Genomic DNA, 20082 nt, shown 5'->3' with positions numbered 1-20082 from the left:
CGTTATCCCTCCTGATTCGTTTTATAAAATTGAACGGCTGTTTCAATCTGCTTGAACGCTTCGCCTGTCGGCTCTTGAATCGGCGCTCTGGCAGGGCCGACCGGAACACCAGCTTTCCAGTTGTTATAAATCGCAACAACCGTTTCCGGGAGCAAATTCGCCGTTGCAGCGACAGCACCACTACCGCCAGCTTGAAGCGTTTTCAAAATAAGCGAGTCAGTACCCGCAATAACGGAAAAATGCTCGCCGCGTGTATGCGCTATATATTGCTCAATGTTGCTAAAATCCCCACTACTATCCTTAATGCCGGCGATATTCGGCAGTTTAGCCAAACGCCCCACCGTCTCAAGCGCAAGGGAAAGTCCTGTTTGCGACGGGATATTGTACAGCACGACCAGAATCGATACAGCCTCCGCTACTTTACGGTAATGCTCTTCAGCTTCCTCCTGCGTTGGCGGAATAAAATATGGCGTTATAACCGACAGCGCATCGACACCAAGCTTCTCTATCGCTTGCGAAAGCTCAATGACCTCGCGTGTGCTGTTTCCACCGCTGCCCACCATGACTGGTACACGGCCTGCGTTTCCTCGACAACGATTTTGGTTATGTTTAATTTTTCCTCGCGGGACAGAACATGAAATTCCCCATTCGTTCCTAATGCGAAGATACCGTTCACTTTTGCAACAATCAATCGATTGACAAGCTGTTTTAATGCAGCCTCATTTACCTCTTCATCTTTTGTAAAAGGAGTCAATAATGCGGGATAAATTCCCTCAATTGCTAGTGGCATCTCGTGGCATCTCGTATCCTCCCAAACTTTTCATCCGTATAATGCGAAGCGTTTACATTAGTGAGTGTAAATCAATATGACCTTTTTAGCAACATTTATTTTAATAAACTCAGAAAATTCGACTAATTAGTTGCATTTTAAAACACTTTTTATAAAAGGAAATGGTTTGAACGTATTTTTTCGCATCACTTAGTTTTAGACAGCGTAAAAAAGAGCATTCTCATTTGCGAGAATGCCCTTTAATGACGCAGCTTATATTTTTAATAAACATACATTCAGCTGCACAAGTTAGTTACAGCCGTTGAAAGTCTTATCTTACTATTTCTCCGATACCATTTGGCGAATGCGTTCGCCGGCCTCTTCGATCGTAATGAGCTCTTTCTGATTGTCCTTGCGCTGAACAAATTCGACTTTCCCCTGCTCCGCGTCTTTGCCAATAACCACTCGCAGTGGAATGCCGATCAGATCCGAATCCTTGAATTTTATGCCTGGCCGCTCTTCCCGGTCATCAAGCAATACTTCCACCCCGCTGCTTTGCAGCTCATTGTAAAGCTGCTGGGCTACCTTCATATGCGTTTCATCCTTCACGGATATCGGAATCAGATGTACGTGGTACGGAGCAAGTGCCAGCGGCCATACTATTCCTGCCGCATCATGATGCTGTTCTATCGCAGCGGATAACATGCGCGATACGCCAATCCCGTAGCAGCCCATAATCATCGGCATGCTTTTGCCTGCTTGATCGAGAAAAACAGCGCCAAGCTTTTCGCTGTATTTGGTGCCCAGCTTGAACACATGCCCCACTTCAATGCCGCGGAAAAATTGCAGCTTCCCTTCGTCACAGCGCGGACAGCCGTCTCCTTCGGCCGCGCTCCGGAAGTCGCCAATATGCTGGGGAGCGAAATCCCGCGCAGGAACGATGTGACGATGGTGGTAGTCCCGTTCATTCGCCCCGGCGATGGCAGCCGTCATTTTCATAACCGCATCATCAATGAGCAATGGAAGATCGAGACCGATCGGGCCAATAAAACCTACAGGCGCTCCTGTCAGCCGCTGAATGGTATCGGCATCGGCAATAGCTGCGTTTTCGGCGTCAAGCGCATTTTTCACTTTAATATCGTTCATTTCATGATCGCCTCGAATGAGAACTGCAACTAAGCGATCATCGACGAGACAAATTAGGGTCTTGATGATATCAGCTGCTTTAACGTCCAATTGTTGAACCAATTCATCAATCGTCTTCATATTAGGGGTATGAAATTTTTCCACTGGCTGCTCGCTATTCGTAGTCTCGGCTTCTCGCTTCGCCTCAAACGACGCTGCCGCCGACTCCGCCTTTTCTAAATTGGCAGCATAAGCGCAGCTGTCGCACACCGCAATCGTATCTTCGCCAATATCCGCAAGCGCCATAAACTCATGCGTGCCGCCTTCTCCTCCGATGGCTCCAGCATCCGCCTCCACTGCACGGAAATTAACGCCGCAACGATTGAAAATTCGTTCATAAGCACGGTACATTTTCCAATAGGAAGCGTCCAGTCCCTCCCAATCGGTATCAAAGGAATAAGCATCCTTCATTAGAAATTCCCGGCTGCGCAGCAGGCCGAAGCGCGGACGCCGCTCATCCCGGAACTTCGTCTGAATTTGATACAAGGTGACGGGCAGCCTCCGGTAAGAGCTGATTTCGTTGCTTACTAAGGAAGTAATAACCTCCTCATGTGTTGGTCCTAATACAAATTCACGCTCGTGGCGGTCCTTCAATCGAGTCAGCTCTGGGCCGTAGGCGGTGTAGCGCCCGGATTTCTGCCATAAATCAGCCGGCTGCATCGCAGGCATAAGCAGCTCCTGAGCTTCTTCCCTGTCCATTTCCTCCCGCACAATCGTCTCTACTTTGCGCAGCACACGCCTTCCAAGCGGCAAATACGTATAAATTCCCGCAGCAAGCTGGCGAATGTATCCGGCGCGCAGCATCAGCTGATGGCTCATCACCTCGGCGTCCGCAGGTGAATCTCGTAAAGTATGAAGCAATAATTGACTTTGGCGCATGAGCCGCACTCCCCTTTTTTCGACCATCATTTAGTATGAAAAAACAAAAAAGACACATCGTCAGGGACGAATGTGTCGTGATACCACCCTAGTTTGACCACAAAGCCAACAGCAAGCCTGGCGATCCTCAAACATGATAACGGCATGTACCGGCAACGGTTGAATTCCCGTCACAGCTCGCAAGGCAGGAGAAGGCTCGTTCGCAGCGAGAAACCTTGCAGCCGGTGGGTTTCTTCTCTGGACAGCGAAGCTGGAGCGCTTCTTTCTTGGTCAACGCTATTGCATGATGTTTATGATAAAAGCTTTATAATTTACATTACAATAACTGAAATGATTACACGAGTCAAGAGGTTGGCTTTTTTAAAAAAACTTTATTAAGACAAGCGTTTAAGAAAAAAGGAGTGGCCCTCAGGCCCTCACCAGGACCGCTCCTTTTGCTTTAGACATTTAAATTGCCCAGTTGCCACCCCGGAAAATAGGCTCTGCCGATCCATCCTGCGTGATGCCGTCAATGTTCATCTCAGCTGAACCGATCATAAAATCTTCATGCACCAAGCTGCGATTCGCTCCATGTGCAAGCAATTCTTCCGGTGACATGGTCGTGCCGCCGCTAAGATTAACCGGATAAGCCTGCCCCAGCGCCAAATGGCAGGAAGCATTTTCATCATAGAGGGTATTAAAGAAAATAACATTAGAATTGGAAATGGGCGAGTTATGTGGCACAAGCGCCACTTCACCGAGCTTCGCCGCCCCTTCATCCGTTCCGACCAAATGCGATAACGCCTCATAGCCCTTCTCAGCCGAATATTCCGTCACCTTGCCATCCTTGAACGTCAAGGAGAAGCCGTCAATAACCTGGCCGTTGTAATTGAGCGGTTTTGTGCTGCGAACCGTGCCATTCACGCCATCCTTATGCGGCATCGTAAATACTTCCTCAGTAGGCATATTCGGATTGAACAGCACGCCTTTGGCATTCGCCTTTGCTCCGCCTAGCCAAATGTGGCCTTCCGGCAAATCTATCGTTAAGTCCGTACCCGGCGCCTGATAGCGCAGCTGACGATAACGCTTGCCATTAAGCAGCTCCACCACTTGCAGCAGCTTGGCATTATGCTCGCTCCAAGCCTGAATCGGGTTTTCCAGGCCAATGCGTGTCGCCTCAATAATTCTTTCCCACAGCTTCTGCACCGCCTCCTCCGGCGATACATCCGGGAACACTTTAGCTGCCCACTCTGGTGTCGCGTAGGAAATAAGCGTCCATGCGTTCGAATGATTCATCAGTGCACCGCGATAGCCGCTGAGCGCAGTCGATGCGGCTTTCGTTGCTGTCGCCACCCGATTGGCATCCACTCCCGTGAGCAGATCAGGATTCGGCGAATAAATAGTAATAAACGCCGCCCCTTGCTCCACATACCCTTCCCACGCCTTGGCGCGCCACATTGGGTATTCGCCAAAAGCCTCTTCTGGCGCCAGCTTATACTTAATGCGAGCTAGCTCCTCATCGTTATACTCCACTTGTACATGCTTCGCTCCTGCTTCATAAGCCTTCATGGCAATCAGCCGAGCCAGCGGAGCTGCGCTTATTGGCGTCATCAGGACAACCGTCTGTCCTTGTTGGACATTGACGCCCGTTCTAACGGCCAGTGCCGCATAATTTTCTAATTGCTGCTGTGTAGGATACATATGTAAATTCCCCTTTTCATTTGGATAATTGTGTAAAGCACATTTGTAAAACAATCGCGAACTTACTTTCATTATAATCATCTTTACGGATGATCTCAAATGCGGCCAGCCTACGGCCGTTCCGCAAGCATTAGAAGCTTATGCGCAAGCTGGGACGTCGAACAGTCGGCAAATACCTCAACTGAAAAGGAGCGATTATTAATCGTGATGCTGCGAATGTCTTTCTTGACAATTCCCATCCATAAAGGCGAGTGCCACGTTTTACGGCAAACTAAATAACTGTTCCCATTAGCGACAACCTTCCACTTCATACGCGAACCCCCAGCCCCTTCCCTTATCACAAGCGTAAACGGCTGTCGCCGTCCTCTGGCGGCAAAGCCACCGTTTCGCGTAGAAATATAGAGAAAAGATGGGAACATCATATCCTTTCTCTATATTTTAAAAAAAGAGATCGAGGTACAAGTCTCATCCCCCAATCTCCTGCTGATTTATGCTTTTATTCGTTGCTTGTACCAAAACGTTTGGCCGATTTGGCGCGGGCGCGCTCCATCTCGATTTCACGATTGCGCGGCTCGGCATTCGTCACAAGCGAACTCATCAGCTTCTCTGCCGCAGCCGCCACTTCTGCAACAGCGATGCGGAAGGCTTCTTCATTCGCTTTCGAGGGTGCGTTATAGCCGGATATTTTGCGGACAAATTGCAGCGAGGCTGCCATAATTTCATATTCCGTTGCTGGAGGGTCAAAATTAAACAAAGGCTTAATGTTTCGGCACATTTTCATTCTCCTCCTGTCATTGATTGCATACTAGCTTTGGCAATAAGCAACAACCTGCTCGTAAGGCAAGGCACCACCATAAATATCCAATGCGCTGCCGATTGTAATATCCAGCTTGCCGCCAGATAGGCTCTCGAACAGCTCTAGGTCAGCCAGCGAACGAGCGCCCCCCGCATAAGTACAAGGGATTGTCACCCATTGCGCCAATGCCTTCACCAAGCTTTGCTGGATGCCGCTCTGCTTGCCTTCCACATCAACGGCATGAATGAGAAACTCATCGCAAAATTGCTCCAGCATGCGAATGTTAGCTTCATTCACTTCAAAATCACTGAACTGCGTCCATTGGTTCGTCACCACATACCACTTGCCGTCACGCTCTTTGCAGCTCAAATCAATGACTAATCTGTCTTTGCCAACTTCAGCGACGATCGTCTCCAGATTGTCTTTATTAAGCTGCCCATTGCTGAAAATGTAAGAGGTCACAATGACATGCGAAGCGCCTTGCGCAAGGTAGTGCTGGGCATTGCCTGCATTAATGCCTCCGCCAATTTGCAAGCCGCCCGGATACGCCTGAAGGGCGCGAACCGCTTCCTCTTCGTTGCCGCCTCCCAGCATAATGACATGCCCACCAACGAGCTCGTCCTTCTTGAACATTTCGGCATAATAAACGGAATGATGGCTGGAAACGAAATTTTCCACGACCGCATGATTGTCCGTACTGAGCGTCTCGCCCACAATTTGCTTCACTTTTCCATCATGCATATCTATACAAGGTCTGAATTTCAATGTGATTCCCCCAAAGTTGAGACGAATTATAAATTCGTATTATTTTTCATTGCACATGCCTTAAAGCTGTTATTCCTTCCAGTAACCATCGTTTTTGATCGTATCGATGCTGATTTGCGCGCGATTGTTAAGCGACCTCTTGTCTCTCAGCTGAAAAAGGGACAGCTCATGCCCCGGATCAACGACCAGCGGCTTTTTCATAATATCCTCTAGCAAATGAAGCACTGCTTCATAAGCCTCAAAGCGGACGGAATCGGAAATCGTTTGGCGCATCGCCTTAATCATTTCAATGATATGCTCGGCGTACATCAGCTTGACGATGCTGTCCGCACTCATTAATTGCTTCGTAACGAAGGCGACCACATTTTTTATGATTTGCTCATTATTGTGTACCTTCACAATGACCAGCAGCGATGCAGCCGCATCCCAGTCTCGAATCGACAATTGATTCGTGCAGCTGTCTATACATTCGTTATACCACTCGATTTCTACTTCCCTATCAATCTCGAACTGCTTGTACGCTTCATAAACGCCTGCCTGGCGCATGCTCATAAAGCTGCCGAAATGCAGAAGGAACAGCTCCTTCGCTCTTTCCATCATTCATTTCCTCCTACATGTATAGAGGCGCTTGCCTTGTCCCTTCCATTATAAATTTTATTGGACGGGATTCCAACCGACTAATCCGAATTATTCCGCTTTTATGGCCAATTATTTGAATAAAACGGTAACCTTTTGGCCTAAATTACGTCTAGTAATTATTGGAATTATTTAAACTGAAAGTGAGGATAACTTATGAAACGACGTTTCTTGCACGTAACCAAGCTTGCTGGTCTGACGTTAGTCGCCACTGTAACCGCATTCACCGCTGTGTCTGACGTTTCTGCCAGCATGTCCAGCCCATGGACGGACGATACCGCTTCTGAAAATAATACGGCGCGCTCGCAAGTTTCCGTCTCTTTTCAAAATACGACTGTCAGCCTTCCTTTTCCTCCGCGAATGATAGAAGGAACAATAATGGTTCCCGGAAAAGCCGTTCTGGAAGGATACGGCTACAAGCTCACCTGGCATGCTGGTGAGAAGCGGTTAACCGCCGAACATCCGAGCAAGCTGGGGCTCGTATTTTGGGCGGATCGCAAGGAAATGGAGATCGGTGGCAAACGGATAAACCATTTGAAAACAGCCCCTTATTTGGACAAAAAAATGATTTGGCTGCCGCTGAGGCTCGTTGCAGAAGCATCTGGCCTCAGCGTCACCTGGGACGCCTTCCATCGAACGGCATTTGTGAGCGATCCGCATGCTCTCCCGCAATTTAGCGTGATGACAAAGCCAAATGACGGCACGGTAGCCTCACCTATGCCGCTGCTTAAATATATGCAGGAAAATATGAATGTCGATGTGCGGCTGCAATTGGCTGATCCGGAATTTTATAAGGAAAAAACAACCGTCCTGTTCGCTGCGGGTGATCCCGCTTCTATCATGCTGCTTGAAGATCCGTACCAGTACAACGATGAGCTGCTGGAGAGCCTTGCGGTTGATTTGACGAAGCAGCTGGATGCTTATCCGCGGTTAAAGGCGCTTGCGGGCAATAACGCCTTGGGCGGCCGAGTCATTAATGGCAAGCTTTATGGCATTGCCCGCCCTGGCGATCAGCATGACGCGCCCTTCCCAGCCATTAGGCAGGATTGGCTGGATAAGCTGAATTTAGCCCAGCCCAAAACGATGGATGAACTATATGAGGTATTAAAGCAATTTACGTTTAACGATCCGGATGGCAATGGCAAACAGGATACAATCGGATTATCGGGCTATACCTTTGCCGCCGGACTAGGTACGCTAACTTGGGTCGAGCAAGCTTTTACAGGAAGCCCTGACCGTTTCTCCATGAAAGACGGCAAGCTGATTGATCATGCCGCTGCGCCTGAACAAGCACAGGCGCTGAAATGGCTCGCTCACGCTTACCGCGATGGGCTGGTGGACAAAGAATTCGCCGTTAGAACTGGGGAACAGACGCAAGACCGCTTGAGTGAAAATCTCACTGGCCTTGCTGCCATGAGCGTCACCGAAGCAGCCCAGCTTTCTGCTGGACAAGCGGTGTGGGTGCCGCTTTCCGGCATTCAGGCTACTTCAGCAAGCCCAGCGATTGCCCCATGGAAGCTGGAGGGAAATGGGATGTATATCATTAGCGCCATGACGAGAACCGAACCTGGGCTGATGCTGAACTGGCTGAATCGCGGCTATGAAATGACGGAGAAAAACGAATGGGGAGCGATTGCCGAGCTTGGTGCCGCGGACTATTCTGCCATCAATCATCTGTTCGGACAAACCGATATGCTGAAAGGCAATCAAAGTGTAGCAGCGTTGCCTGCCAATGTAAGGAGCACTTATGAAGCTGCCGTTGCCGAGTGGCGTAAAACCTCTTATGCCGACACGACGCTGCCTCAGCTTAACAGCTTCTGGAGCCAAGGCAAATATGCCGATCTAAACAATAAGCTGGTGATGTTTAAAATTAAAGTGATTATGGGGGCAGCAACGATTGAGGAATGGGAGCGTTATATCGCCACTCTTGTAGCGAGCGAAGAATATAAGCTAATGATCGCCGATATCCATACCCATCTTGCAGTCCCAGCCAAGTGAGCGGCTGGCTAGCCGCATTTTCACAGGCAGCTAGTCTTGCCGAGCATTAACCTATTTACACGTCTGGGCATATAGTGGAGCATCTTAGTCTGAGAGGGATATGAAGATGAATGCTACTTATGCAAGCTATAATCGCGATCCTTATCGCACGTATCCGATGAATGGCTGGCAAGCCCAGCCTCATCATGCCGCGATGCATATGAAAGTACAAACAGCCGAACCACAGCAGCCGCTTACCTTTGTGCTTATTCACGGCTCTTGGGCGGATGCCAGTTTTTGGGACGAATCAGCTGCTGAGCTGCGCAAAATGGGCCACACCGTGTATACGCCAGAGTATCCCGGACACGGCAAGGATTCGAACAAAGCCGTGACCCACGGGATGTTATCGCGCTCGATTGCAGATTTCATTATCGCCCATCATTTGCAGCAAATTGTCCTAGTGGGACATAGCTTTGGCGGCTCTTTAGTTCAAAAAGTGGCAGAGCTTGTTCCGGACCGCCTGAAACGGCTCGTATTTTTCAATGCCTTCGTGCTGAATGACGGGGAAATGGTCGCGGACGAGTTTCAGCCGGCTGCCCAGGTCTTTTTTCAACAGCTGAGAGAAAGCTCCAAGGATAATACAATTATGCTGCCATTTCCCTTTTTTCGAGAAACCTTCGTCAATCTTGCAGGCCTCGGTTTTGCCAAACATGTGTACAGCCAAATTACACCGGAGCCCGCTGGCCCATTTTATGAAAAGCTGGATCTCAAAAAATTTTACAGCCTGACTACCCCCAGAAGCTATCTGTACTTCACGGTAGACAACGTTATGCCGCAATATAATCAAATGTATGGCTGGCATCCTCACATGTCGAGCAGACTGGGCTTATTCCGACTAATTTATGGGCATGGCGATCATTTTTCTACCGCAAAAACCGAGCCGCGCATGCTGGCGCAAAAGCTATATGAGGCGGGAAGAGACTAACCTGTACCAAAGAAAAAAGGCAGCCATCCGGCTGCCCTTCCCTCCATACTTTATTAATAATTTTCCTGCTTTAAATGAATGGAGAACAAGCGTCTCCCGCTATCATCAGCTTCCCTATACTGAACGATCTGCCACTGCCGATGGATAAGAGCTTGCAGCTCATTTGCTGCGTGCTCATCCAGTACAAAACCCCGCACTCCATCATCCACGCTTCTGTAATCCCGCTCCGCTTGAAGGCCGAAGCGGAAACGAAGCAGCTTCTTCAAACCATTTAAATGCAAAAAACCGAATTCATAGCCGCTGCGGAAAGCTTCCTCCAAATCAATATGCAGCTCCTCTGCAAGCTGGACCCGCTCTACGAATGCCATTGAAGGCTCTGCCGTTCGATCGATAATGGAGGAGAAATCCTTGCTTCGTATACAAGCCGCAATATGCGCATCCGATTCGCCGCTAGTCCGGCAGTTTTCAATGAGCAACGCAATCGGCAGCGGCAATTGCATTTTATGCTTCATCTGGCGCGCCCCCTGTTTGAGCAGTTGCGGCAAGATGCTTGCAAAGCCAAGCGTTTACTTCACGGAGTGCCTCCACGCGATAAGAGGGCTTGCCGCTTTTAAGGAAGGCGTGATTAGAGCCTGGATAGCGAATGAGCTTCGTTTGCTTGCCTAACCGCTTAAGTGCGGTGTACCACTCGTCAGATTGGCCGACTGGACAGCGAAAATCCTGCTCACCATGCATAATAAGCACCGGAGCCTTCACTTGGCTCACATAGGTCAGTGGCGATTTTTCCAACAGCAAGCCCTGCTGCTCCCATGGGTTCCCACCTACGATGCCTTCTGTGTAGGAAATGCCAATATCGCTTGTCCCGTAGAAGGAAAGCCAATTTGAGATGCAGCGCTGTGACACAGCCGCTTGGAAACGGTTATTTTGGGTAATGATCCAGTTGGTCATTAGCCCTCCATAGCTTCCACCCATGACACCCAAGTGCTCAGGATCGATAAAATCAAAGCGTTCAAGCGCCGCATCGACGGCGTCCATTAAATTGCGGTAGTCTCCGCCACCGAAATCTCCTCGGCAGCTTTGCGCGAAGCGCTGGCCATAACCGAAGCTTCCGCGCGGATTTACATAAAGAACCGCATATCCTGCGGAAGCTAGTGTTTGAAGTTCATGGCTATAGGTTGGCGCATACATCGCATGCGGGCCGCCATGAATGACGAGCACCAGCGGCGCCTTTCCGCCTTGAGGGAGTGCTGGCGGGCGCATCATCCAGCCTTGGATACGGTCGCCATCCGTGGAATCGAACCAGAACGTCTCAGGAATGCTGATGTCCAGCTCCTCCATTGCCGCCTTATTCCATGACGTCAACCGCAGCTCCTCTCCGCTCAGTCGATCCAAACGGTAAAGCTCGCCTGATCCATGGGCATCCATAGACAGCATAATAAAGTAACGGCCATCTATGGTTTCCTCTAGCTGGTAAATGTCGCGTTCCCCCGATGAGACCGGCTCTGGTGCTCCAGCTTCTCTGAACCGATATAGCTGGGCTTGTCCATGATGCGTACCTAATGCGAATACACTCGTTCCATCCTTAGCAAACAACGGGCCGGGCATAACCGCAGCCGTGCGCATGTCGTTCAAAATATAATTGCCGACCTGAACATCCGTCTCCTGCCATGCGACAGGAGCTCCACCGCTACTTGGCACTGTATAAATGTTGCTTTGAGTGCCACTGCCATACTTGCGGTCTTCGGCAATTAACGCAATCATGCTGCCGTCCGGCGAATAGCTGAACTGGCTGATGCTCAGTGAACGATCCGTAATCCGGCAAAGCTCTCCGCCAACTGCCCTGACTGTAAACAAATCCTGATAGGCGATTAAATCCGGGTCAAGCTCGGGATCATCTATTTTTTTGCTTAAAAAAGCAAGCTTGCTCCCATACTCCGTCCACACGGGCTGTGATACATTAAACCTGCCTGACGTAAGCTGCGTCACTTCTCCGCTCGTTACCTCAACCCGAAACAGCTGGCTGTATCTGCCATCCCACCAGCCTGATCCTTCCGCTTTCGGAATCGTCCGCTCGTAGCTTCGGCCGCGGCGGCTTTCCTGCTTGACGATTTCTTCCTTTGTGAGCTTTCCCTGCGCCTCTTCCTCGCTTATTCGGCTCGTATAGGCGATTGCGCTCCCATCTGGCGACCAGACGAAAGCAGCAACGCCATGCTTTGCCGAAGTAAGCTGGGCAGCAGTACCTGCGCTCACATCTGCCAGCCACAGCTGCTTGCCGTTTTCGTTCACCCGCAGAAAGCCCAGCTTCAGCCCATCCGGCGACCAGCTCGGTGCGAAATCCTTGGAACCATCCGTTAATGAAGCATCCTCTTGGCCATCTATCGTTACGACGCGGATATGCGTCTTATAATCATTTTTATCTTGATCGATTTCTTTGTACACATAAGCGACTGAAGATGTCACCGGATGAATGGACGGATCGCTGATCCAACTGTAATGGTATAAATCCTCAGGCTCGATTAAGCGTTTAGGCTCAGGCATATAAGCGCCTCCTCTTGATCTTAGCTTTAGTCTAGTTAAGCGGAAAATGGCAGGCCGCCATATGTCTGGAGCCGGAAGGCTCCAAGGCAGGCGCTTCAATTTTACATATAGGCTGCACATAAGGGCAGCGAGGATGAAAGGCACAGCCAGTCGGCGGATTAACAGCGCTCGGAAGTTCGCCAGACAACACAATCCGCTCCTTGCGGATCGTCGGATCAGGTACAGGAACGGCCGACAGCAAAGCCTGCGTGTACGGATGCTTTGGCCGCGCAAACAAGTCGTCACGGTCAGCAAGCTCCACAATCCGCCCTAAATACATGACCGCAATGCGATCGCTAATATGCTTCACGGAAGGCAAGCCGTGGGCGATGAAAATATAAGTGAGTGAAAACTGCTGCTGCAGCGATTTCAGCAAATTTAAAATTTGCGCTTGAATCGATACATCCAGCGCCGATACGGGCTCATCGCAGACGATCAGCTTCGGCTTAAGCGCGAGCGCTCTTGCAATACCGATTCGCTGGCGCTGTCCGCCGCTGAACTCATGGGGATAACGGTCCAACTGATGGGCACCAAGGCCCACAGTCTCCAGCAGCTGGACTACCTCGCTTTGCAGCTCGCGCCCTTTCGCCAGACCATGAATTTTGAGCGGCTCACCAACGATATCTTTAACGGTCATTCTTGGATTCAGCGAGGCGTATGGATCTTGGAAAACAATTTGCAGCTCTCGCCTTACCTGTCGGATGTCCTGCTCATTCATTCCCGTAAGACGCCTGCCCTCAAACCAAATCTCGCCAGACGACGGCTCAAGCAACTGCGCTACCATCTCGCCCGTTGTTGATTTGCCGCAGCCGGATTCGCCGACGATGCCCAGTGTTTCCCCTTGATTAATCGTGAAATTGAGGCCATCTACTGCTCGGACATACTCATTGCCTCGGGCAAACAAGCCCCGCTTCAAGGGGTAATGCTTTCGCAAATCTTTCACTTCCAGCAGGGGCGCCGCATTAAAGCCACTCTGGTTCATCATGACACCTCCTCGCTTTTCAGGCATCTCGCATAATGACCATTGCCAACTCGCTCAAGCTCCGGTTTTATGACCATGCATTCGCTGCCTGCATAGGAGCAGCGAGGGTGGAAAGGACAACCGCTTGGCATGTCCAGCAAATTAGGTACCATGCCGGGTATTGACGCTAGCTGCTCCCTCTGCTCATCCATTCTCGGCAAAGAACCGAGCAGACCGACTGTATAGGGATGCTTCGGAGCAGCAAACAGATCGATGACCGATGCTTCTTCGACAACCTCCCCTGCATACATAACGACGACCCGATCCGCCATTTCCGCAACAATGCCTAAATCATGCGTAATTAAAATAACGCCCGTCTGCTGTTCCTTGCTGAGCTTTGAAATTAAATCTAAAATTTGCGCCTGAATCGTCACATCCAGCGCCGTTGTCGGCTCATCAGCAATAAGCAGCTTCGGCTCACAGGCGAGCGCCATCGCAATCATAACCCGCTGCCGCATCCCTCCCGACAGCTGATGGGGAAATTGGCGAACCAGCTTGGAAGCATTAGCTATGCCTACACGCTGCAGCATATCTATACTTTTCTGCTTGGCCTCCGCTTTGCTTGTGCCTTGGTGGACGCGGAATACTTCCGCCAGCTGATTGCCAATTGTAAATACAGGATTAAGCGATGTCATCGGCTCTTGAAAAATCATCGACATTTCGTTGCCGCGCAGCTTTCGCAGCTCCTTGCGAGAGAGCTTTACCAGATCGCGCCCTTGGAATGTAATTTCCCCGCCCGTTATAGTACCTGGAGATGCGATAAGACCCATAATGGAAAGCGACGTAACGCTTTTTCCACAGCCTGATTCCCCTACTATAGCTAGCGTTTCCCCCGCTTCGACGGAGAAGGAAACGCCGTTCACTGAAGGGATAACGCCCTTGTCCGTTTTAAAGCTCGTTTGCAAATGTTTAACTTCCAGCAAAGGTGTCGGCATATTGCTCCCTCATTTCCCTTCTTATTCCTTCGATTTCATGCGAGGGTCCAGCATATCGCGAAGCCAATCTCCGAAAAAGATAACGCCTAGAACCGTAATCGTAATGGCAAGCCCCGGAAAAGTAGCAACCCACCAGCTAGTAGCCAAATATTGGCGACCATCGCTCAGCATCCCGCCCCAGGAAACTGCAGGCGGCTTAATGCCAAGCCCTAGAAAGCTAAGTGACGCTTCCATAATAATCGTTGTAGCCACGCTCATCGTGGAAATAATGATGAAGGATGACAATACATTCGGCAAAATATGGGTAAAAATAATCCGCCCATTCCGTGCGCCTAGCGCTCTCGCAGCTTTTACAAAATCCCGTTCCTTCACGCTGAGCACTTCCCCGCGGACAACCCGCGCATAGGAGACCCAGTTAGTTACGCCAATAACGAAGATTAGCGTTCCAAGTCCCGGTCCAAGTACGGCCAGTACAACGAGCATAAACAAAATCGCCGGAATAGCAATAAAGGCATCGGCGACCCTCATAATAATGGCATTTACCCATTTGCCATAAAAGCCTGCAAGCAAGCCCAGAAGCGCTCCGATTGCGCCAGACAGCATAACGGCACCAATGCCGACGATTAAAGATACTTGCGAGCCATAAACAATTCGGCTCCAAATATCTCTGCCCAAATTATCCGTCCCCAGAAAATGCTCATGCGTGCCGCCCTCCAGCCACATCGGCGGAAGCAGCCGCTGCGCCGGGCTGATCTTCGCTGGCTCATGGGTGGCAAACAACGGAGCGCCAATGGCAATGATACACACGGCGAGTACGATCAGAATACCGAGCGTACCGGTCTTGCTTTTTAAAAGCGACTTTATGCCTTGCCGCCACCGGCTTTCCGTTTCCTCGGGCCGCTTGCCCAGCAAGCCATCCGCTTGCGATTTGGATAATAACGACATCTGCCTCACCTCTGGCTTTAACTGTATTTAATGCGTGGGTCCAGATACCGGTATACAATATCCGTTAATAAATTCACAACCAATACGATGATGGCAATGACGAATACGGCTGCCTGTACAATCGACATATCATGCGTATTGACGGCCGACACGAGCAGTTGTCCAAGCCCCGGCCATGAGAACACGGTCTCGGTTACGAGCGTCCCGCCGATCAGGCTTGTAAATTGCAGGCCCATGATTGTAACGACGGGAATAAGTCCATTGCGCAGCGCATGCTTGAAAATAACGATCGTCTCCAGCAGCCCCTTGCTTCTCGCCGTACGAATATACTCCTGATTCAAAATCTCCAGCATACTTGCTCGAATGAGCCTCGTCATTTGCGCCGCAATGCCGGCTCCAAGCGTTATGGCCGGAAGGACAAGATGCTCCGGCCCGCCCTTACCGGAAACGGGGAAAATGCCCAATATGACCGAAAATAATAAAATCAGCATAATGCCCGTCCAGAAATTCGGCATCCCTTTGCCAAGCGCAGACAAGCCTGAAATGAATAGATCCAAATAAGTGTTGCGCTTCAGCGCCGAAATAATGCCCAGTGGAATCGCAATCAGCGTGGCAATCAGCATTCCCGCTCCAGCAAGCTGGAAACTTGCAGGCAGCCTTTCCAGCACAAGCGGCAAAGCTGATTGTCCGTAATGGAAGGAATGTCCGAAATCTCCCTGGATTGCATTAAAGAGAAATAGGCCGAATTGAACATATAGAGGCCGGTCCAGACCCAGCGCCTCAGACAGAACGGCCCGATCCTCCGCTGTTGCCGTTTCCGGCAGCATCAGATTGACCGGGTCACCCGTCACATGCACAAGCACAAAAACGATGGCGGATATGAGAAATAGAACCGGCACCATTTGCAGCAAAGATTTGATCAAGTATTTGCCCACTGAACGGCCCCTCTCCCTGTAATAGATTAAAGCAAAAGGAAGGGAATAGAACGCTATTCCCCCCTTTATAGTTGATGCTATTTTAGCGTAATGTCTTCCGCATAATACATTTCATCGAGCCTTGGCGTATAGCTGATGCCTGCTCCGACGCCGTAAATGCCTTTCATTTGATACAAATAAATAGTAGGACGGTCAACTGTAAATTGCTGTTGAACCTTCTGGTATTGCTTCTCACGGTCAGCTAAATCCATGTTTTGCAGCGCCGATTGCAGCAGCTCTTCTACTTCTGGATTGTTATAATCCGTCTCGCCAGCCGCATTTTCTTTCTTGAAGCGATTGTAATTGTTCGAGGCATCAAACAAGGAGTTTCCTACGCCCAGCAGGAACAGCTCGTTAAACTTCTTCGAGTTCAGCTTCTCGCTGAAGCTGCTGGCTTCCAAAATTTCCAAATTAACTTCAAAGCCTACATCCGTAAGCATCGCTGCTACGACCTCGGCCACCTCTTTGTATTGTACGGAAGCTGAGAACGATACTTTCGCGCCATTTTCATAACCAGCTTCTTTCAATAAAGCTCTCGCACGCTCTTGGTCGTACTCAAACGTATCATACAAGCTCGGATCTGAACCGAAGTTGCCAGGGGTAACCGACGTTCTAGTTGGAATGCCTGCGCCGCCAGCAATGCTGTCGATAATAACCTGATTGTCGATCGCAAGATCAATCGCCTCGCGAACCTTCGGATCAGCAGTAATCGAACCTTCCGTCATGCGCATAATGATATGAAGCACACGCTGAATTTTCGCTTGTTCTACACTCAGGCCATCGACGCCGTCAATACGGGCAATGTCCGTTGCTGGAACGCCAGCAGCAATATCAACGCCGCCTGTCAGCAGCTCGGATACACGAGTGGACGCTTCAGGAATGGAGCGGAAAACAACATTTTCCCATTTCGGTGTTCCACCGAAATAATCGGCATTTTTCACCAGCTCAATGCGGTCATCTTTCGTCCATTTGGAAAATTTATAAGGGCCTGTGCCTACCGGAGCTTTCAAGAAAGCTTCCATGCCGTTCTCCTCAATATATTTGGAAGGCAAAATGCCTGCACCCATACGGGACAAACGATTAAGCATAATCGGGTCTGGCGTTTCAGTGATAATATCAACCGTAAAATCGTCAATAACATTGACTTCTTTAATATGCTTGTAATAGGTGTTTTGCTTCAAAGTGGTATCCTTTGCGACACGCTCAAGCGAGAACTTTACATCCGCCGCTGTGAATGGATCGCCGTTGTGGAACTTGACGCCTTCTCGCAGCTTCAATCTCCATGTTGTATCATTGACCTGCTCCCACGAAGTGGCAAGCACGGGCACTTTGTTTTGCTCGTCGTCATTTTTCAGCAAATAATCAAACACATTGACGAGTACCGCTTCGCTCATCGTATTGTTGTTGTTGTGGGTATCGAAGCTTTCGATATCCGTCGAGTTAGCGATCGTTAAAGTCGTTTTGTCTGCGCCAGCTGGAGCGCTAGCCGTCCCGCCATTCGTTTGCGTCTCATTTTTCGTCTCTGCGGCATTGCCGCATCCTGTAACAACCAGCATAACCGCTATTATTGCTGCAAAGCCCTGTACATACCATCTTTTCAAATCGCACAGCCTCCTGAAATTCGTTTTAGTTTGTTTGTTCTAATATAAGAATTTATAAGTTTCACCTTGCCATTCACAATTGCGGATCAGCCAAATAGTTAAGTGCAAGGGCCGACAGCATTGCAGCTCCATAAGGGAGAGCAGCTTCATCCAAATCAAATTGGGGATGATGCAGCGGGTAGGATGTATATGCCTCTCCGCTTCCAACCCCCAAGCGGAAAAACACGCTTGGCACAGCCTCTGAATAAAAAGCAAAGTCCTCGCCGCCCATCGACGGCTTTACATAAATCCATTTTTTCCCGCCGAGTACCTGCTCGCTTGTCGAGGTAAGAAAATCAACCATCGCTTCATCGTTTTGCACAACCGGATAGCCCATCTGGTAGTTCAATTCGTAATCCGCGCCAAAGGATGAGGTCACGCCGCGAATGATGTCCTCAAGCAGCTGCGGCATCCGATCGCGTACTGCCGGTGTCAGTGTCCTAACTGTGCCGACCATCTCCACTTCGGGTGCAATCGCTGCTCCCATGTAGCCTCCGTTGATTTTGCCAATGGTCACGACCACCGGCTCAAGCGGATCAACCAGACGGCTCGCTACATGCTGCAAGGCTGATATCACCTGTGCCGCTACCGTAATCGCATCTACTCCCTCATGAGGACGGGCAGCGTGACCGCCTTTGCCGATCACCTTGATCTTAATGCTGTCCGCTGAAGCGAAGGCAACTCCCTTCGTTACTGAAATGGAGCCTGTCGGCAGCGCAGGAAAGACATGAAGCCCTGCCATTACGTCCACAGCGGGATTTTGCAGCACACCGTCGTCCATCATCGCTTTCGCTCCAGCAAGCCCTTCTTCGGCAGGCTGAAATACAAATTTGATATTTCCGCTTACCGGCTTCCCTAAACCTGCTAGCAGCTGGGCTGCGCCCATAAGCATGCTCGTATGAGCATCATGGCCGCATAAATGTGCTTTTCCCGGTATTTTCGATTTATAAGGAACGCTCTTCAAATCCTCGATCGGCAAGGCATCCATATCTGCCCGAAGCGCGATGGTGGGACCAGGCTTTTCGCCGCGAAGCAGTGCGACAACGCCTGTTTTCCCAATATTCGTCTGAACCTCCAAGCCTAGCTGCCGCAAATGCTCGGCGACGATTCCCGAAGTTCTTACTTCCTCAAATCCAGTTTCAGGGTATTGATGGAGATCTCTGCGCCATGCTACTAGTTGTTCCTTCTGCTGATTTGCAAGAGCAAGAAGCTCATTTAATTTCAATTTGTTCACCCTCCTACAGTGCCGGTTGACCAGTTAACTGTCTCCTTCGACAACGACACGCGCATAAATCGCATGTACGGTTTCGTCGATATGCTGATTCATCGCTTCTTTCGCGCCGTTTCCATTGCCGGCTTGAAGCGCTTCGAGCAGCAGCATATGCTTGTCATAACTTGTCCGTCTGACGTTCTCGTTATAGGGCATCAGATCCAGTGCAGGATTAATTTTGGTGCGAATTTTCCTGACTGCCTTCTCGAAATAATCGTTGCCGGAAGCTTTCGCAATCGACAAGTGAAATTTGACGTCCAAGGAACGGAACATTTCACGCGTGCAATCCTCCTCCATGCTCGTTTCAATAAAACCCCGCAGCAGTTCGAGCTCTGCCGTGCTTATCCGCTTAGCAGCAAGGTAAGCCGCTTCCGGCTCTATAATGGAGCGATATTCGAATACTTTCAGCATATCGTCCCAGCCGCCGCGCACCTCCTCGCGTGTTCTCTGGTGCGAGTTTATCGTTAAAGGAAGAACGAATGTGCCGCCCTTGGCTCCAATCCGCTTCTCGATTAGCCCTTTGCCTTCAAGGTCGGATAATGCTTCCCTGACCGCAAGCCTGCTAGCCTTGAATACTGCTGCAAGCTCACGTTCCGTTGGCAGTTGCTCCTCCGCCAGAAAATCTTTAAGGATAATCGCTTCCTCTAGCTGCTCCAAAATAAAATCGCTAACTTTTTTAGCGGATACTTTTTCGAACTGCATTTGACCCCTCCAAATCAACAGAAAAACATTAAGGTTCAAACCTTAGACCAAAACTACCATATCAATCCCTATCTGTCAACTTGGTATTTGAATTTTCTTCGACAACGGCTCCCTTTATCCGACAAAATCCACCTGGCTCAAGCGTAAACGGCTGTAGCCGTCCTCTGGTGGCAAAGCTACCGTTTCGCGTAGAAATATAGAGAATGGATGGAATAATCATATCCTTTCCTATATTTCAAGCGTAAACGGCTGTAGCCGTCCTCTGGTGGCAAAGCTACCGTTTCGCGTAGAAATATAGAGAATGGATGGAATAATCATATCCTTTCCTATATTTCAAGCGTAAACG

Annotated in this window: 17 protein-coding genes and 1 pseudogene; 2 read left to right on the top strand and 16 right to left on the bottom strand. The window is 49.8% G+C overall.

Annotated features, from left to right (window positions below):
• Window positions 1-2: 2 nt before the first annotated feature.
• From dapA to AC6B99_RS11360, 7 genes and pseudogenes are all read right to left on the bottom strand, one after another.
• Window positions 3-790, bottom strand: a pseudogene (gene dapA / locus AC6B99_RS11390) (4-hydroxy-tetrahydrodipicolinate synthase).
• A 318-nt stretch (window positions 791-1108) separates the two neighbouring features.
• Window positions 1109-2833 (bottom strand): proline--tRNA ligase, encoded by a 1725-nt coding sequence (locus AC6B99_RS11385; protein WP_496663377.1) that lies wholly within the window; start codon window positions 2831-2833, stop codon window positions 1109-1111.
• Window positions 2834-3280: 447 nt separating this feature from the next.
• Complete coding sequence (locus AC6B99_RS11380) at window positions 3281-4513, bottom strand: aminopeptidase (RefSeq protein WP_056035566.1); 1233 nt, start codon at window positions 4511-4513, stop codon at window positions 3281-3283.
• A gap of 110 nt (window positions 4514-4623) precedes the next feature.
• Window positions 4624-4824: a hypothetical protein gene (locus AC6B99_RS11375; protein ID WP_056035559.1), complete on the bottom strand. Its 201-nt coding sequence runs from the start codon at window positions 4822-4824 to the stop codon at window positions 4624-4626.
• Window positions 4825-5009: 185 nt separating this feature from the next.
• Window positions 5010-5288, bottom strand: coding sequence for a DUF2277 domain-containing protein (locus AC6B99_RS11370; RefSeq protein ID WP_056035556.1), 279 nt, complete (start codon window positions 5286-5288; stop codon window positions 5010-5012).
• Between the two features lie 30 nt (window positions 5289-5318).
• Window positions 5319-6074 (bottom strand): phosphoribosylformimino-5-aminoimidazole carboxamide ribotide isomerase, encoded by a 756-nt coding sequence (hisA, locus tag AC6B99_RS11365; protein ID WP_056035553.1) that lies wholly within the window; start codon window positions 6072-6074, stop codon window positions 5319-5321.
• 69 nt (window positions 6075-6143) lie between these two features.
• Window positions 6144-6674 (bottom strand): hypothetical protein, encoded by a 531-nt coding sequence (locus AC6B99_RS11360; protein ID WP_155973152.1) that lies wholly within the window; start codon window positions 6672-6674, stop codon window positions 6144-6146.
• A 192-nt stretch (window positions 6675-6866) separates the two neighbouring features.
• Between AC6B99_RS11360 and AC6B99_RS11355 the strand changes: the two genes are divergently transcribed.
• Window positions 6867-8708 carry an extracellular solute-binding protein gene (locus AC6B99_RS11355; RefSeq protein WP_081418811.1) on the top strand — a complete coding sequence of 614 codons (1842 nt, stop codon included), beginning with the start codon at window positions 6867-6869 and terminating at the stop codon, window positions 8706-8708.
• Window positions 8709-8814: 106 nt separating this feature from the next.
• Window positions 8815-9672, top strand: a complete 858-nt coding sequence (locus AC6B99_RS11350) for an alpha/beta hydrolase (RefSeq protein ID WP_496663376.1) — start codon at window positions 8815-8817, stop codon at window positions 9670-9672.
• Between the two features lie 53 nt (window positions 9673-9725).
• Here the strand turns inward: AC6B99_RS11350 and AC6B99_RS11345 are convergent, their stop codons facing one another.
• From AC6B99_RS11345 to AC6B99_RS11305, 9 genes are all read right to left on the bottom strand, one after another.
• Window positions 9726-10184, bottom strand: a complete 459-nt coding sequence (locus AC6B99_RS11345) for a hypothetical protein (RefSeq protein ID WP_496663375.1) — start codon at window positions 10182-10184, stop codon at window positions 9726-9728.
• The gene (locus AC6B99_RS11340; RefSeq protein WP_496663374.1) at window positions 10174-12210 is read right to left on the bottom strand and encodes a S9 family peptidase; all 2037 of its coding nucleotides are present in this window, start codon (window positions 12208-12210) and stop codon (window positions 10174-10176) included. The genes AC6B99_RS11345 and AC6B99_RS11340 overlap by 11 nt, the downstream gene beginning before the upstream one ends.
• A 31-nt stretch (window positions 12211-12241) precedes the next feature.
• Window positions 12242-13231, bottom strand: coding sequence for an ABC transporter ATP-binding protein (locus AC6B99_RS11335; RefSeq protein ID WP_056035535.1), 990 nt, complete (start codon window positions 13229-13231; stop codon window positions 12242-12244).
• A complete protein-coding gene (locus AC6B99_RS11330; protein ID WP_056035532.1) occupies window positions 13231-14205 on the bottom strand; it encodes an ABC transporter ATP-binding protein in 975 nt (324 codons plus the stop codon). The genes AC6B99_RS11335 and AC6B99_RS11330 overlap by 1 nt, the downstream gene beginning before the upstream one ends.
• Before the next feature lie 21 nt (window positions 14206-14226).
• Window positions 14227-15150 carry an ABC transporter permease gene (locus AC6B99_RS11325; RefSeq protein WP_496663373.1) on the bottom strand — a complete coding sequence of 308 codons (924 nt, stop codon included), beginning with the start codon at window positions 15148-15150 and terminating at the stop codon, window positions 14227-14229.
• Window positions 15151-15167: 17 nt separating this feature from the next.
• On the bottom strand, window positions 15168-16085 hold the full coding sequence (locus tag AC6B99_RS11320) for an ABC transporter permease (RefSeq protein WP_099520528.1): 918 nt from the start codon (window positions 16083-16085) through the stop codon (window positions 15168-15170).
• A 77-nt stretch (window positions 16086-16162) separates the two neighbouring features.
• Window positions 16163-17680: an ABC transporter substrate-binding protein gene (locus AC6B99_RS11315; protein ID WP_494882023.1), complete on the bottom strand. Its 1518-nt coding sequence runs from the start codon at window positions 17678-17680 to the stop codon at window positions 16163-16165.
• Between the two features lie 118 nt (window positions 17681-17798).
• Window positions 17799-18989, bottom strand: coding sequence for a M20 metallopeptidase family protein (locus AC6B99_RS11310; RefSeq protein WP_056035526.1), 1191 nt, complete (start codon window positions 18987-18989; stop codon window positions 17799-17801).
• 33 nt (window positions 18990-19022) lie between these two features.
• Window positions 19023-19736 (bottom strand): FadR/GntR family transcriptional regulator, encoded by a 714-nt coding sequence (locus AC6B99_RS11305; protein WP_056035523.1) that lies wholly within the window; start codon window positions 19734-19736, stop codon window positions 19023-19025.
• Between the last annotated feature and the right edge of the window lie 346 nt (window positions 19737-20082).

The organism is Paenibacillus liaoningensis, from assembly GCF_059609455.1.
Note: the sequence above shows the minus strand (reverse complement) of the source record. Positions and strands in the feature narration are given on the sequence as shown.